The sequence below is a fragment of the Nocardioides iriomotensis genome, assembly GCF_004168035.1.
Classification (GTDB): domain Bacteria; phylum Actinomycetota; class Actinomycetes; order Propionibacteriales; family Nocardioidaceae; genus Nocardioides_B; species Nocardioides_B iriomotensis.
Genome location: NZ_SDPU01000020.1, coordinates 206,207 through 220,540, shown reverse-complemented (window position 1 = coordinate 220,540; position 14,334 = coordinate 206,207). Strand labels below are relative to the sequence as shown.

Sequence of the window (14,334 nt, the reverse complement as noted above, 5' to 3'; positions counted from 1 at the left end):
GGCGCTAGTGCTTCTTGCCGAAGGGCAGGACGTGCATCACCGCGACGACGACGGCGCCGACCGCGAGGCCGACGACCGCCGAGGCGCCGGTGTTGACCAGCCACGCCAGAACGGCGCCCACGCCCTCGACGGCGTGGTGCACGGCCTCCTCGGCGTGGTGGACGAGGTCGTACGGCGCGTGCCAGCCGAGGTCGTCGACGCCGACGAGCAGGATGTGGCCGCCCACCCAGAGCATCGCGGCGGTGCCGACGACCGAGATCACGGCGAGCAGCCGGGGCATCGCGTGGACGAGACCGCGGCCGACCTTCTGCGCGCCGGCCGACGGCCGCTGCGCGAGGGCGAGGCCGGCGTCGTCCATCTTCACGATGGCGGCCACCACGCCGTACACGAGGAGCGTGATCGCGATGGCCACGACGACCAGGATCAGCGCGCGGGACACGAACGGCTCCTCGGCGACCTCGTTGAGCGCGATCACCATGATCTCCGCGCTCAGGATGAAGTCGGTGCGGATCGCGCCGGAGACCACGGTCTTCTCGGCGTCGGGACCCTCGAGGGCCGCGGGTTCGTCGTGGTCGTGGTGGCCCCGGAGGGTGCCCCAGACCTTCTCGGCGCCCTCGTAGCAGAGGTAGGTGCCGCCGAGCATCAGCAGCGGTGTCAGCGCCCACGGCAGGAACTGGCTGAGCAGCAGCGCCGCCGGGAGGATGAACAGCAGCTTGTTGCGCAGCGACCCGATCGCGATGCGCTTGACGATCGGGAACTCCCGGTCGGCGGTGACCCCGCGGACGTACTGCGGGGTGACGGCCGTGTCGTCCACGACCACGCCGGCGGCCTTGACGCTGGCACGTCCCGCGGCGGCGCCGATGTCGTCGACCGAGGCCGCCGCCATCCTGGCCAGGGCGGCGACGTCGTCGAGCAGCGCGAACAGACCGCCGCTCACCGGGCTGACCTCACGGGGGACATGCGGCCCAGCCTATCGGCGGCTCGGGGCCGGCCCGCCCCGCGAGGTCAGGCCCGACCCAGCCCGATCTTGACGTACGTCGCGGCCCAGGTGCCGGTGGACAGCAGGGTCGCGTAGCGGGCCACGTCGTCGCCCTCGTGGGCGTCGATCGTCTCGACCCGCACGTCCTGCTCCTGGGCGGTGGTGACCAGGCGGGCGCGCTGCTCGCGCACGGGCAGCTCGTCGGAGCCGTCGTCGAGGAGGAGCAGCACGGGCCGCGCCTCGGCGCTGTCCTCGTCGTCGGCGAAGGGGTCCGCGAACAGGTCCCTCGGCCGGGATGCCCGGAGCACCGGCAGGAGGTGCTCGGCGTCGCCGGCGAGGGCCGCGCGGCCGCTGGCGCGGCGCAGCGACTCGGCGATCCGCCGGGCGGCACGGGCGGCGAGCACCGACCCGCCCCAGACCACGGGCGATCCGTCGGCGAGGGCGATCGCGAGCATCTTGGCCGGGTTGACCGACAGGTCGCGGTAAGGGGAGCAGGCGACCGCGACGTCGTCGAGGGCGCTCGCGACGCCCTCGGCGCTGGCGTGCGGGCCGAGGTCGAGCTGGGCGAGCAGGTCGAGCACGACGACGGCGCTCGCGAGCTGGTCGCCGGCCGAGGTGGGCAGCACGGTCGTGTCGCGGCCGACGGCGTGCTGGCCGACGAGCGAGGCCGGGTCGCAGGCGACGACGAGGCGGCAGCCGCGCCGGACCGCCTCGGCCACCGCCGACGCGGCCCCCGTGTCGGAGCCGTCGGGGGCGAGCACGACGACGAGGTCGAGTGCGCCGGCCCAGCCGGGCAGCCCGGGACCGGGCCACGCGACGAACGGCACCGGGCACCACGGCTCGAGCACCGCCCGGAGCAGGCGGGAGTCGGGTCCGGCCGCGACGACGGCGCGCGGTCGCGCCTCGCCGTCGGCCTCCACGACGGCGGCCTCGAGTGCGTCGGCGGCGGCCTCCGCCTCCCGCCGCACGCGCGAGCCGGCCTCGGCGAGGGGACGCAGGTGGGGGTCGGCCGACGCGAGCGCGGCCTCGTCGTCGAGGCGTGTGTCGTCGAAGACCTCGGCCACCGGTTCCCCTAGGCCTGGGTCGCCCGGTCGCCGGGGCGGCGGGCCTCGTCGACGAGGAGCACGGGGATGTCGTCGCGGACCGGGTAGGCCAGGCCGCACTTGGTGCAGACCAGCTCCGACGCCGCCTCGTCGGCGGCGAGCGTCCCGTGGCAGTCGGGGCAGACCACGATGTCCAGGAGGGCGGGGTCGAGGTTCATGGCTGCATTCTGGTGCATCAGGCCCGGATGCGCTCCAGCACCTCGTCGCGCAGGCGCGCCATCCCGTCCGCGTCGGCCGCCTCGGCGTTGAGCCGGAGCAGCGGCTCGGTGTTCGACGGCCGCACGTTGAACCACCAGTCGTCGTGGGTGACGGTCAGGCCGTCGAGGTGGTCGACGGTCACACCGTCGCGGGAGGAGTACTCCTGCTCGATCGCGGCCATCACCGCGCTCGCGTCGTCGACGGTCGAGTTGATCTCGCCGGTGGCGTGGAAGCGGGTGTACTCCGCGAGCAGCTCCGACAGCGGACGGTCGGTCTCGGCCAGGGCGGCGAGCGCGTGCAGCGCCGCGAGCATGCCGGAGTCGGCGCGCCAGAAGTCGCGGAAGTAGAAGTGGCCGGAGTGCTCGCCGCCGAAGACGGCGTCGGTCTCGGCCATCGTCGCCTTGATGAACGAGTGGCCGACCCGGGTGCGCACCGGGCTGCCGCCGCGCTCGGTGACGATCTGCGGCACGGCGCGCGAGGTGATCAGGTTGTGGATCACGGTGGCGCCGGGCTCCTTCGCCAGCTCGCGTGCCGCGATCAGCGCGGTCAGCACCGACGGGCTGACCAGCTCGCCCCGCTCGTCGACGAGGAAGCAGCGGTCGGCGTCGCCGTCGAAGGCGAGGCCGATGTCGGCGCCGGTCTCGCGCACCTTGGCCTGGAGGTCGGCGAGGTTGGCCGGCTCGATCGGGTTGGCCTCGTGGTGGGGGAACGTGCCGTCGAGCTCGAAGTACATCGGCACCACCTCGACGTCGAGGCGGCCCAGCACGGCCGGTGCCGTGTGGCCGGCCATGCCGTTGCCCGCGTCGACCGCGACCTTGAGGCGTCGGCCGGAGACCGGCGCGAGCGCGACGAGGTGGGCGGCGTACGCGTCGAGGAGGTCGGTGCTGCCGATGCTGCCGGGCGCTCCGTCGTACGACGGGACGGCGCCGCCGGCGCCATCGGCCACGAGGTCGCGGATCGTGGCGAGGCCGGTGTCGAGGCCGACCGGGACGGCGTGCGCGCGGCACATCTTGATGCCGTTGTAGGCCGCCGGGTTGTGGCTGGCGGTGAACATCGCACCGGGCCGGCCGAGGTGGCCGGAGGCGAAGTAGAGCTGGTCGGTCGACGCGAGCCCGATGAGCGTGACGTCGGCCCCGGCGGACGCGGCGCCCTCGGCGAACGCCTGGGCCATGCCCGGCGACGAGGGCCGCATGTCGTACCCGACGACGATCCCTTCCTCGCGGCCGACGACCTCCACGAACGCGGCGCCGACGGCGCGGGCGAGGTCCTCGTCGATCTCGGAGCCGACGAGCCCGCGGACGTCGTAGGCCTTGAAGACGCGGTGGACGTTGTCGGGGCTGGTGGTGCCGCTCATGCGGCAGACCCTAGCGAGCGGGTCGGGACGTCAGTCGTCGTAGGTCGGGACCGAGCGCAGGTGGCCGCGGCGCACCGTCTCGCGCTCGGGCGCGGTGAGCGTCCCGCCACCACGGGAGGCCGGCAGGCCGGTCGGGCGGGCCGGCTCCATCGGGGGCAGCGGCCGCGCCGCCTCCCGGACCGCGTCGGCCAGCGCGAGCAGGTCGTCGGTGCTCGGACCGCCGGCGTTCGGGTCGGGTGCGAGCCGCAGGACCTCCCAGCCGCGGGGCGCGCTCAGCCGCTCGCTGTGCGTCTCGCACAGGTCGTAGGCGTGCGGCTCCGCGTACGTCGCCAGGGGTCCGAGGACCGCTGTCTGGTCGGAGTAGACGTAGGTCAACGTGGCCGTCGCCGGGCGCCCGCACGCCGTCTTGGAGCATCGGCGGGAGGGACTCACGGGGCAGACGGTACCCGCTGCCCGACCCGGTCACGACTAGGCTCGCTCAGGTGTCGTCCCCGCTGTCTCCCGTCGGCCCGCGCCGCGGCCGCCGCCGTGACCTGAGGGGTCGTGGCAGCCGTGGTCCGCAGGTGCTCCCGGGCCCGCTCTCCCCGCACGGCGTCCCCGCGCAGCTGAGCCGGCGCGCGCAGTTCGACGAGCTGGTGCTCGGCGTCGTGCAGGACCTCGAGGACCGCTGGCACGACGAGCTCGGCCTGGTGGAGTTCGCCGTCGAGGAGACGCCGTGGATGCCCGACGACTGGTCGTCCGGCACCGTGCCGCTGGCATCGCTGGTGCGCGGCGCCGGTACGACGCCGACCCGACTGGTGTTGTTCCGCCGGCCGATCGAGCTGCGGTCGGAGACGCGCGACGACCTGTCCGCGATGGTGCTGACCGTGCTGGTCGAGCAGGTCTCCGAGCTGCTCGGCCGGCCGCCGGAGGACATCGACCCGCGCTACGAGCCGCACGACGACTGAGCCCCCGCCGACAGCCAGGATCGGCCCGGGCTCAGGCGTTCCAGAGCACCGACTCCGCGGCGAGGTCGGCCGGACCGTGCACGCCGGCGAGGTCGGGCCGGTGCCGCAGCAGCTCGTCGAGGGCAGCGGCGCGCTCGGCGACGCGGCGCTCCTTGAGGAGCAGGAGGCGGGCAGGGTCGCGTCGCGAGGTGTCCGCGTTCCGCGCGGTCGTCGTGTGCACGGGCCTGGTCGTGCCCATCGGTGTCGCCGTCATGCCTTAAGTGTAGCAATTCGATCGACTTAAACCAGGAGCCTAGTCAGCGTGGGCCGGGAACGACCTCGGGCAGCCGCACGCGGACCGGGACGGCCTCCAGCGTGCTGGTCGACAGGCCGGCGCCCTCGTCGTACACCGCGGCCCCGAAGACGGCGCCCTCGGTCGGCCGGACGACGACGTACGCGGTCCCCCGCGCCGGCCGCCAGGTCGCGGTCGCCGTGGCGTCGACGGAGACGTCGTCGCTGCCGGTCGACCTCCCGCTCGCGTCGAAACCCTCGACGGTGACGGCGCCGGCCTCGGCTCCGGCGGTGAGCTGGATCGTCGTGCGGGCGCCGGTCAGCACGGGCGCGACCGCGGACCCGGTGAGCGGCGTGGCGACGTCGGCGTACGTCACGTCGTTGCGGGTGGCGGCGCGCATCGACGCGAGGACCGGCACCTGGGCGTGCACCCGCAGGGCGACGGCCTCCTCGGCGGGCAGCACGTCGGTGAGGTCCAGCGTCTCGACGGTCCCGGGCGCCACGCTGAGGTCCTCGAGGTCGGTCGGCGTGAACGACCCGTTCTTCCCGGCCACCTCCACGGAGACCAGCGCCTCCGAGTCGCCGGGGTTGCCCACGACCAGGGTCGAGGACGTGGCGGTCGCGGGCACGCCGGCCAGCCGCACTCGGCGGCTGGGCCGGGTCGCGTCGCCGACCCAGGCGAAGCCGACCGGGGCCGCCGGGCCCACGGCGTAGCGGTCGGACGCGGCGACGGCCACCCGGCCGCGCGAGGCCTCGACGTTCACCATCAGCTCGGGGCTCTGCGGGGCGATGTCTGCCAGCGGGACCGTGGTGGTCTCACCGGGCGCGACGGTGATGCCGCGGGTGCCGACCGTGTCGACCTCGCCGTCGGGGCCGTAGACGTTGACGTCGACGACGGCGGGGCCCGGGTCGAGGTTGGTCAGGACCAGCTCGGAGGTGTGGTCGAGGTCGGCGCCGACGCCGGTGAACCACCACGAGGCCCGCGGTGCGACGCAGGCGCCGACGGCGGACGCCGCGCTCGCGCCGCTGCGGCGGTCGGTGCGGAACCCGAACAGGCCGGCCGCGAGCTCGCCGCGGGCGTCGAGGTAGGGACCCTCGGCGGCGTCGTCGAGCGGCACGAGCTCGCCGCGCCCCACGTCGAGGCGGCTCGGCTCGTCGCCGGGCAGCCCGGTGCCGAGCTCGCCGCCGTCGCCGAGCTCGGTGCCCTTGTCGTCGGTGGCGAGCAGCCCGGCGGACGCCGTCGCCTTGACGCCGGCCCCGGTGAGGTCGGGCAGGTCGGAGGTCGGGCAGGCCAGCTGGGCGCGGTCGACGAGAGCGCCTTCGGTGCCACCGAGGACGTCCTCGGGCTCGCTCCCCCGGGTGAGCGCGAGGGCCAGCGCGGCGACGAGCAGCAGCGCCACGGGCACCAGTGCCCCGCGGTCGCGTGGGGTCCGCTCAGGTCGCTTGGGCCGCTCGGCCACCCTGCGGCCGGCCCGCTTGCCGGGACTCGGGGCGCTCATCGGCTCGCCTGCCTGCTCGGGGCCGCCAGGACGACGACGACCAGGATCGCGAGACCCTGGACGGCGAGCAGCCACGGCCGGTACGACGAGGAGGGGGTCGCCGGCGCGGTGGCCGCGTCGCCCGCGTCGACGAGCCACGCCCGCGAGCCGGGCCGTACGGCGCTGCCGGGCGTCACGCCGCTGAGGCTGTCGAGGTTCCCGGCCAGCCGGATGTCGGCGGGAGCGGGAGCGTAGATGGAGCCGATCCCGAGCCGGCCCAGCTCGTCGACGTCCTCCGGCTCGGGCGCCGAGACGAGGCGCTCGACGAGGTCGGTCAGCTCCGCCTGCTCCTCCACACGAGGGATCACGGTGTCGTCACCGGTGCGCAGGCCGGGGCCGCGCAGCAGCAGGTGCGCGAAGCCCTCCCCCCGTCGGCCCTGCACGACGAGGACGCCGCGGGCGGGGTCGGTGGCGGCGGTGTCGGTCATGTACGTCGGGACCGGGTTGGCCTCGCGACGGGTGAGCGGCCCGTCGGTACCGGCGATCCCCCACCAGACCAAGCCGGCGACCGGCGCGAGCAGCGCGACCACGACGACCACGGCACCCACCGGCTGCCGCCAGCCGAACGACGACCGCGACAGCCGCGACGTGATCCCCGTGGCGGCCAGGGTGGCGGCACAGATGGCGGCACCCTGCACGACGACGAGCGGAAACCCGAGCCACAGCGGCTGCGGCTGCACCGAACGCTCGAGGTGGTGGCTCACCGCGGCGAGCGGCACCACGACGAGGAGGGCGACGACGAGGACCCACCAGCACCGCAGGACCTGGCGGCGGGTGTCCGGGCGGGCCAGGGAGAACACCGCCGCCACCACGACGCCGACGCCCAGCCACCAGGGCGCCGACCCGCCCGGCCGGGCGAACAGCGCGGTGAGCGGCGTGAGCGGCTCGGTGATCCGGGGGGACGGCAGGCCGGCCTCGAACAGCCAGGACTGCGGACCCTGGTGCACCCACGTCAGCGCGGTCCAGGGCAGCAGCAGCACGAGGGAGACGAGCAGGGGCACGACCACCGGGAGCCAGCCGCCGGTGCTCTCGGGGCGGCTGCGGCGGGCCCCGGCGAACGCCAGCACCGCCAGCGGCAGTGCGATGACGATGGCCAGCGGGACGAAGGCGGTGAGCACGGCCAGCCACAGCGCGGTGCGCCAGGACGCCCGCCACCGACGGTCGGCGGAGTACCACGGGGCGAGGAACGAGGCGGCGTGCACCAGCCACGGCAGCACGATCGTGCCGACCACCGTGCCGAGCCGTCCCTCCTGCACGGCGCCGGTGAGCACCGGAAGCAGGGCGTACGACGTCGCCGCCCACAGCGCGGCGGCCGGCGAGTCGGTGAGGAGGCGCGCCAGGCGGTACGCGCCGACGAGGGACAGCGGCACCGCCAGCAGGAACAGCAGGTCGACGACCAGGCCGGCGTGGCCGAGGAAGAGGGAGCCGAGCATCGCGAGAGGCAGGACGTACGGCGCCGTGGGAGCCGCCGAACCGGTCCCGATGGCGTGGCCGGACTCGAGGTAGAGCCGCCACCAGTCCCCCGCGCCGTCGGGAGCGGGCAGCAGGGCGCCCCCGGCGAGGGCGCCGCCGCCGAGGAGGTCGCGGCCGGCGACGAAGGACAGGACGACGGTGACCAGCAGGACGCCGGCGAACGGGCTGCGCAGCAGCCGGGCCACGAAGCCGGTGTCCTCCGGGAGGTTCTGCGCCTCGGCGGGGACCGGCCCGGTCTCGCTCGCCTCGGCCGAGCGGACCCGGGCCCGGCGCGCCGCGGACATGTCGGTGGCCTGGCTGGTCAGCGCGGCGGCCAGGTCGGAGAGGAAGTCGAGCCCGTGCCGGTAGGGCAGCCAGGGCGGGGCGAGCAGGTGCTTCACGTCGGCGTGCCCGACGGTCGCGGTCCTCCGTCGCTGCCGGCGGGCGGAGAGGATCCGGAACGGCCGCGAGTACACGCGGACCAGGGCGGACAGCTCGTCGCGGGCCTCCCCCGGCGAGCGGACCAGCAGGAAGCCGAGTGCGCGCACCAGCGACCCGAGCAGCAGCCGCACCCACAGGAACGGCAGCCAGCGGCCTGAGGTGTTCGCGAGCAGCGTGTAGAGCGCGGCCTGCCGCTCGTTGCGGTGGAAGTGCCGGCCGGTCAGGTCGGTGCGGCGCACGCCGCGGTGTGCGGCCTCGACGTGGAAGACGACGGCATCGGGCACGACGAGCGTGCGGTGGCCGGCCCGCGCGGCGCGCCAGCCGAAGTCGAGGTCGTTGCCGAACATCGGCAGCCGCTCGTCGAAGCCGAGCTCCTCCAGCACCGAGCGGCGGACCAGCATGCCGGCGGTGTTGACGGCGAGCACGTCGCGCTGGCGGTCGTGCTGGCCCTGGTCGTACTCGCCGCGCTCGAGACCGGTCTCGCGCCGTCCCGTGCCACTGATCGTGACGCCGACCTCCAGCAGCCGGCGCAGCGACGGCCACTCGCGCAGCTTGGGACCGAGCACGTCGACGCTCGGCTGGTCGGCGGCCTTCGCGAGCAGCTGCTCGAGCGCGTCGGGGGCCGGGGCGCTGTCGTCGTGCAGCAGCCAGATCCAGGCGTCCTCGCCCGGCCCGGGCTGCGGGAGGGCCTCCAGACCACGCGCGACGGCGGCGCCGTACGAGACGTGGGCCGGCGCGGTGACGAAGCCGTCGTTGCCGAGCCGGCGGTGGAGGAGGTCGACGCACCCGTCGGTGCTGCCGGTGTCGACGGCCAGGACGCCGTCAGGGCGGTGGGTCTGCGCGGCGACCGCGTCGAGCACGGTCTCGAGCCAGCGCGACCCGTCGTGGCTGACCACGAGCACCGTCACCGACGTGCTCGTTGCAGGGTCAACCGGGGTCGTCACGGCGCTCAACCCTAGGGGGTGCGCCCGGGCAACCGAGAATCGTCGGCCCGTCAGATCGGCCACACCGGCTGCGACGCCGGGTGCGGCGCCTCAGCCGGGCGGACCGATCCGGACCGGCGACGCGGTCCGGTTCAGACCGCGCGCTTCTTCAGCTTCCGGCGCTCCCGCTCGGAGAGGCCGCCCCAGATGCCGAACCGCTCGTCGTGACCGAGTGCGTACTCCAAGCACTCCGCCCGCACGTCACAGGTCAGACACACCCGCTTGGCCTCCCGCGTCGATCCACCCTTCTCGGGGAAGAACGCCTCGGGGTCCGTCTGCGCGCACAGTGCGCGCTCCTGCCAACCCAGCTCCTCGGCGCTTCCATCGAGGAGAAACAGTTCTCGCACGATTCTCGCCCTTTCGACCCGTGGACCCCGGTGGGGTCCCGCTCCACTCACCCGTCGACAATGACGTCGGGAGAAATCCCGTGAACTCCGGGCCCGAAGGCCCAGCTCCCGATGCCTTGTGCCTCTCGTGTCGCCACGCTAGTGCCGGTGGTACCCGGGCGTCCCGGGAACAAACAACACTGTGGGAATTACACGTCTGTCGTACCAGGGAAGTCAAGCCGCGGTCTGCTATAGGCACGTTCGGAGACCAGCGGTGACCCGAACGGGCCATGGCGCTTCCTGTGCCCCTTCTGCCAAAGGAGATCCATGCCGCACGACGCGCCGACCGGCACCCGCGTCACCGTGCTGTCCGGAGGGGTCGGCGGAGCCCGGTTCATGCAGGGGCTGCTGCAGCACCTGGCCGCCCGTGACCCGGCCGCCACGGTGACCGTGGTCGCCAACACGGCCGACGACATCTGGCTGCACGGGCTCAAGGTCTGCCCCGACCTCGACACCGTGATGTACACGCTCGGCGGCGGCATCGACACCGCCCGCGGCTGGGGTCGCACTGACGAGACCTGGCACGCCAAGGAGGAGCTCGCGGCGTACGGCGTCGAGCCGACCTGGTTCGGGCTGGGTGACCGCGACCTGGCCACGCACCTGGTGCGCACCCAGATGCTCGACGCTGGGTACCCGCTGTCCGACGTGACCCGCGCGCTCTGCCGACGCTGGCAGCCCGGCGTCGAGCTGCTGCCGATGTCCGACGACCGGGTCGAGACGCACATCGTGGTCGACGACGCCGACGAGCCGTCGGGGCAGCGGGCGATCCACTTCCAGGAGTACTGGATCCGGCTCGGCGCCCAGGTGCCCGCCCGCGCCGTGGTCCCGGTCGGCCTCGACGCCGCGACGGCTGCGCCCGGGGTGGTCGACGCGATCACGGCGGCCGACGTCGTCGTGCTGCCGCCGTCGAACCCGGTCGTGTCGATCGGCACGATCGTCGGCGTCCGCGAGATCCGCGATGCCCTGGCGGCGACCCCGGCACCGGTCGTCGGCCTCTCCCCCATCGTCGCCGGCGCCCACGTGCGCGGCATGGCGGCCCAGCTGCTCACCGGCCTCGGCATCGAGGTGAGCGCCGCCGGCGTCGCCGAGCACTACGGCAGCCGCCGAGACGGCGGGCTCCTCGACGGCTGGCTGGTCGACGAGCGCGACGCCGGGGACGTCGCCCGCATCGAGGCGGCCGGCATCCCGTGCCGCGCCGTACCGCTGATGATGACCGACCACGACGCGACCGCCGCGATGGCCGCCGCCGCGCTGGAGCTGGTGGGCCGGTGAGCGGCGGGGCCGTCGTCCTGCTGCCGGTGACCGGCATCGGCGAGGTGGTCGAGGGCGACGACCTCGCCGTCCTCCTCGTCGACGCCCTGCGCGACGAGCCGCTGCGCGACGGCGACGTCCTCGTGGTCACCAGCAAGGTGGTGAGCAAGGCCGAGGGCCGCGTCCGGTACGACGACAGGGACACCGTGGTCATGGCGGAGACCGACCGCGTCGTCGCCACCCGCGGCGGCACGCGCATCGTGCGCACCGCCCACGGTCTCGTGCTCGCCGGCGCCGGCGTCGACGCGTCCAACGTCGCCGTGGGCAGCGTGCTGTCGTTGCCGGTCGACCCCGACGCGTCGGCGGTCCGGCTGCGCGAGGCGCTGCTGCACCTCGTCGGCGTCAACGTCGCTGTGGTGGTCACCGACACGGCCGGCCGTGCCTGGCGCGAAGGACAGACCGACATCGCGATCGGCGCGGCCGGGCTCGACGTCCTCGACGACCACGCCGGGAAGACGGACGACTACGGCAACCCGCTCGCCGTCACCGCCCCCGCCGTCGCCGACGAGATCGCCGCGGCCGGCGACCTGGTCAAGGGCAAGCTGGCGCGGCGCCCGGCGGCGGTCCTGCGCGGGCTCGCGCCGCGCGTCCTGCCCGCCGGCTCGCACGGCCCGGGGGCCCGCGCGCTCGTCCGGCCCGAGGCGACGGACATGTTCGGCCTGGGCGCCCGCGACGCGGTGCAGGCGGCCGTCGACGCGGACCCGGCGGCGTTGCGCGGCGTGGGTGCCCCGGCCGCCGCCGACCTCGTCGCCGGCCGGCTCGGCGGCATCGCCGGCACGACGGTCTCGCCGGTCGCGGGTGGCCTGCACGTGCCCCTCCCCCACGACGACCCGCGCGCGCTGGGCCGGCTCGAGGCCCGGCTCGCTGTCGCGGCGTACGGCCTCGGCTGGGTCGTCCGGTCCGCTGGGGCCGACTTTGTAGACTTCGCCCCGTCCGCGGCACCCGCCGCAGCCGATGGCTGACCACGATCCGAGCAGCCCCGAGAGAGAACTGAGCCGAGAGACCCCCATGGCGAAGAGCACCAAGGACAAGGACCGCCGCGCCGTCGTCGAGGAGATGCGTAAGCAGCAGCAGCGCGCCGAGAAGCGCCGCACCCGCACCATCTTCATCGCCTGCGCTGTCGTCGCCCTCGTCATCGTGGGCCTCGGCGCCTACCCGCTGATCAAGCAGAACCAGGCGCAGGCCGGCGACCTCGAGACGCTCGGCGTCTCCGCGAGCCAGGCCGCCTGCCAGGACATCGTCAAGAAGGATGCGTCGGGCAGCAGCGACCACAAGGACGTCGGTACTCCGATCCCGTACCAGGACGCGCCGCCGGCGTTCGGCCCGCACTACCCGCAGCCCGCGGGCTTCGACCGCAAGTTCTACGCGCCCTCCGAGCGCGACGACCTGCCCTACTACGTGCACAACCTCGAGCACGGCTACAACCTGCTCTGGTACGACGAGACCGTCGCCAAGAACGCCGACCAGCTTGCCGCGGTCAAGGCGATCGCCAGCAAGTTCGAGGGCAACGACCTCACCGACAAGTTCATCGCCCTGCCGTGGACCGAGGAGGACGGCAAGGCCTTCCCGGACGGCGCGCACGTCGCGCTGACGCACTGGTACGCCGACCCGTCCGACCTGTCCAAGCAGGAGGGTGTCTGGCAGTACTGCGGCAAGCCGAGCGGCGAGGTCGTGGCGAAGTTCGTCGAGGACTACCCCTACACCGACTCGCCCGAGCCCAACGCGATGTGACCCCCGCGCGGGCAGCCGCCCGCGCGGGCCACGCGGCTCACGGATCCACGGAAGGGGTGGGCCGTGCGTGACCTGCTGGCCGTGGCCGGCGTGGGCTTCCTGTCCGCGCTCTTCCCGGTCGTCAACATCGAGACCCTGCTCGCGGTCCGCTCCGCCGTGGCCGGCGTCGACGAGATGTGGGCGCTCGCGCTCGTGGCCGCGATCGGCCAGATGGCCGGCAAGCTGATCTGGTACTACCTCGGCGCGAACTCGCTCCACTGGGGCTGGGTCCGGCGCAAGGTGGAGCAGCCGAAGAGCGCCGCCCGCCTCGAGCTGTGGCGTTCCCGCGTGCACGACCGGCCGGTGCTCACCGGCCTGCTCACCCTCGTGTCGGCGGCGGTCGGGGTGCCGCCCTTCGCGATCCTGTCGGTGCTCGCGGGTCAGCTGAAGATGAACCTCTGGCTGTTTGTCTCGCTCGGGCTTTTCGGCCGGTGGGTGCGGTTCCTCGCCGTGCTCGGCGGTGGCGAGTGGCTCGGCGGGATGCTCGGGAGCTAGAGGGGCTGGACCTCGCAGTCCACGCGCGAGCCCGGCTCGACCGCCACCTCGACGGTGGCACCGTCGCCGACCGTGACCCGCTCCAGCGCGACGCCCGCACCGATGCGGGCACCCGGCCCGACCACGCAGTCGAGCAGCTCCGCACCGCGTCCGACGACCACGTCGGCCATGAGCACGGTGCCGTTGACCACCGCGCCGGCCCCGACCTGCGCGCCCGCGGCGACGACGCTGCCGCCGTTGACGACGGCGTCCTCCTCGACCTTCGCGGTCTCGTCGATGTGCGCGGCCGTCGGCTCGGCGTCGACGGCCGGGCTCGGCGCGAGGCCCAGCACGAGGTCGCGCGACGCGGCGACCAGCGCCTCCGGGGTGCCGACGTCACGCCAGTAGGCGTTCTCGACGTAGCCGACGACGAGCGCGCCCTCGGCGACCAGGTCGGGGAAGGTCTCGCGCTCGACGGAGACGACGGTGCCGGCGGGGATCGTGTCGACGACGCGGCGGCGGAAGACGTAGCAGCCGGCGTTGACCTGGCGGGTGACGGGGTTCTCGGACTTCTCGTGGAAGCCGGTGACGCGTCCGGCCGCGTCGGTCGGCACGCACCCGAACGGGCGGGCGTCCTCGACCTCGACGAGGTGCAGCGAGACGTCGACCGGCCGGCCGTCGCGCGGGGTCTCGAAGTCGGCGAGCTGCTTGTCGAGGCGGTGCCCGGACAGCACGTCGCCGTTGAGCACGACGATCGCCGCGTCCGGGTCGTCGGTGAGTGCGTCGGCGACGTTGCGGATCGCGCCGCCGGTGCCGAGCGGTTCCTGCTCCTGCACGTAGCTGAGCCTGATCCCCCAGGCGCTGCCGTCGCCGAGCACGGGCTCGAACAGGTCGGCGCGGTACGACGTCGCCAGCACGACGTGCTCGACGCCCGCCGCCGCGAGTCGGCTGATCTGGTGCGCGAGGAACGGCACCCCGCCGACCTCCAACAGGTGCTTCGGCCGGTGCGTGGTCAGCGGCAGCAGCCGCGTCCCGAAGCCCCCGGCGACGATGACCGCCTCACGAGGACGTGCGACGGACGGGTCGGGGGTGGGGTGAGGCATGGGCGGCATCATGCCAGCCCGTTAC

Annotated in this window: 15 protein-coding genes; 5 read left to right on the top strand and 10 right to left on the bottom strand. The window is 74.4% G+C overall.

All coding sequences use genetic code 11. The annotated features are described in order from the left end of the window. Window positions 1-4: 4 nt before the first annotated feature. The 5 genes from ETU37_RS07695 to ETU37_RS07675 all read right to left on the bottom strand — a co-directional run bounded on the left by ETU37_RS07695 (window position 5) and on the right by ETU37_RS07675 (window position 4,066). On the bottom strand, window positions 5-937 hold the full coding sequence (locus ETU37_RS07695; RefSeq protein ID WP_129986659.1) for a DUF808 domain-containing protein: 933 nt from the start codon (window positions 935-937) through the stop codon (window positions 5-7). 68 nt (window positions 938-1,005) lie between these two features. Then, entirely contained in the window at window positions 1,006-2,043 is a 1,038-nt protein-coding gene (locus ETU37_RS07690; RefSeq protein ID WP_129986658.1) for an SIS domain-containing protein, read from the bottom strand. 8 nt (window positions 2,044-2,051) lie between these two features. Next, complete coding sequence (locus ETU37_RS07685; RefSeq protein WP_129986657.1) at window positions 2,052-2,240, bottom strand: Trm112 family protein; 189 nt, start codon at window positions 2,238-2,240, stop codon at window positions 2,052-2,054. Window positions 2,241-2,257: 17 nt separating this feature from the next. Next, window positions 2,258-3,634, bottom strand: a complete 1,377-nt coding sequence (locus ETU37_RS07680) for a phosphomannomutase/phosphoglucomutase (RefSeq protein WP_129986656.1) — start codon at window positions 3,632-3,634, stop codon at window positions 2,258-2,260. A 30-nt stretch (window positions 3,635-3,664) separates the two neighbouring features. Beyond that, a complete protein-coding gene (locus ETU37_RS07675) occupies window positions 3,665-4,066 on the bottom strand; it encodes a DUF3499 domain-containing protein (RefSeq protein WP_129986655.1) in 402 nt (133 codons plus the stop codon). Between the two features lie 50 nt (window positions 4,067-4,116). On the opposite strand from ETU37_RS07675, the gene ETU37_RS07670 reads away from it, so the two are divergent. Beyond that, window positions 4,117-4,581: a metallopeptidase family protein gene (locus ETU37_RS07670; RefSeq protein WP_240755610.1), complete on the top strand. Its 465-nt coding sequence runs from the start codon at window positions 4,117-4,119 to the stop codon at window positions 4,579-4,581. Window positions 4,582-4,612: 31 nt separating this feature from the next. On the opposite strand, the gene ETU37_RS07665 is transcribed toward ETU37_RS07670, so the two are convergent. From ETU37_RS07665 to ETU37_RS07650, 4 genes are all read right to left on the bottom strand, one after another. Continuing rightward, window positions 4,613-4,834, bottom strand: a complete 222-nt coding sequence (locus tag ETU37_RS07665; RefSeq protein ID WP_129986654.1) for a hypothetical protein — start codon at window positions 4,832-4,834, stop codon at window positions 4,613-4,615. Between the two features lie 43 nt (window positions 4,835-4,877). Further along, window positions 4,878-6,350 (bottom strand): DUF5719 family protein, encoded by a 1,473-nt coding sequence (locus tag ETU37_RS07660; RefSeq protein WP_129986653.1) that lies wholly within the window; start codon window positions 6,348-6,350, stop codon window positions 4,878-4,880. After that, window positions 6,347-9,226 carry a glycosyltransferase gene (locus ETU37_RS07655; RefSeq protein WP_165372443.1) on the bottom strand — a complete coding sequence of 960 codons (2,880 nt, stop codon included), beginning with the start codon at window positions 9,224-9,226 and terminating at the stop codon, window positions 6,347-6,349. The genes ETU37_RS07660 and ETU37_RS07655 overlap by 4 nt, the downstream gene beginning before the upstream one ends. 131 nt (window positions 9,227-9,357) lie before the next feature. Continuing rightward, complete coding sequence (locus ETU37_RS07650; protein WP_129986651.1) at window positions 9,358-9,612, bottom strand: WhiB family transcriptional regulator; 255 nt, start codon at window positions 9,610-9,612, stop codon at window positions 9,358-9,360. Between the two features lie 306 nt (window positions 9,613-9,918). On the opposite strand from ETU37_RS07650, the gene cofD reads away from it, so the two are divergent. The 4 genes from cofD to ETU37_RS07630 all read left to right on the top strand — a co-directional run bounded on the left by cofD (window position 9,919) and on the right by ETU37_RS07630 (window position 13,227). Continuing rightward, window positions 9,919-10,923 carry a 2-phospho-L-lactate transferase gene (gene cofD / locus ETU37_RS07645; protein ID WP_129986650.1) on the top strand — a complete coding sequence of 335 codons (1,005 nt, stop codon included), beginning with the start codon at window positions 9,919-9,921 and terminating at the stop codon, window positions 10,921-10,923. Continuing rightward, window positions 10,920-11,924: a coenzyme F420-0:L-glutamate ligase gene (cofE, locus tag ETU37_RS07640; RefSeq protein ID WP_129986649.1), complete on the top strand. Its 1,005-nt coding sequence runs from the start codon at window positions 10,920-10,922 to the stop codon at window positions 11,922-11,924. Before cofD ends, cofE begins: the two co-directional genes overlap by 4 nt. A gap of 46 nt (window positions 11,925-11,970) precedes the next feature. Next, entirely contained in the window at window positions 11,971-12,693 is a 723-nt protein-coding gene (locus tag ETU37_RS07635) for a DUF3105 domain-containing protein (RefSeq protein WP_129986648.1), read from the top strand. 63 nt (window positions 12,694-12,756) lie between these two features. Next, complete coding sequence (locus tag ETU37_RS07630; protein ID WP_129986647.1) at window positions 12,757-13,227, top strand: VTT domain-containing protein; 471 nt, start codon at window positions 12,757-12,759, stop codon at window positions 13,225-13,227. Here the strand turns inward: ETU37_RS07630 and ETU37_RS07625 are convergent. Continuing rightward, window positions 13,224-14,309 carry a nucleotidyltransferase family protein gene (locus tag ETU37_RS07625; protein WP_129986646.1) on the bottom strand — a complete coding sequence of 362 codons (1,086 nt, stop codon included), beginning with the start codon at window positions 14,307-14,309 and terminating at the stop codon, window positions 13,224-13,226. The genes ETU37_RS07630 and ETU37_RS07625 overlap by 4 nt on opposite strands. Between the last annotated feature and the right edge of the window lie 25 nt (window positions 14,310-14,334).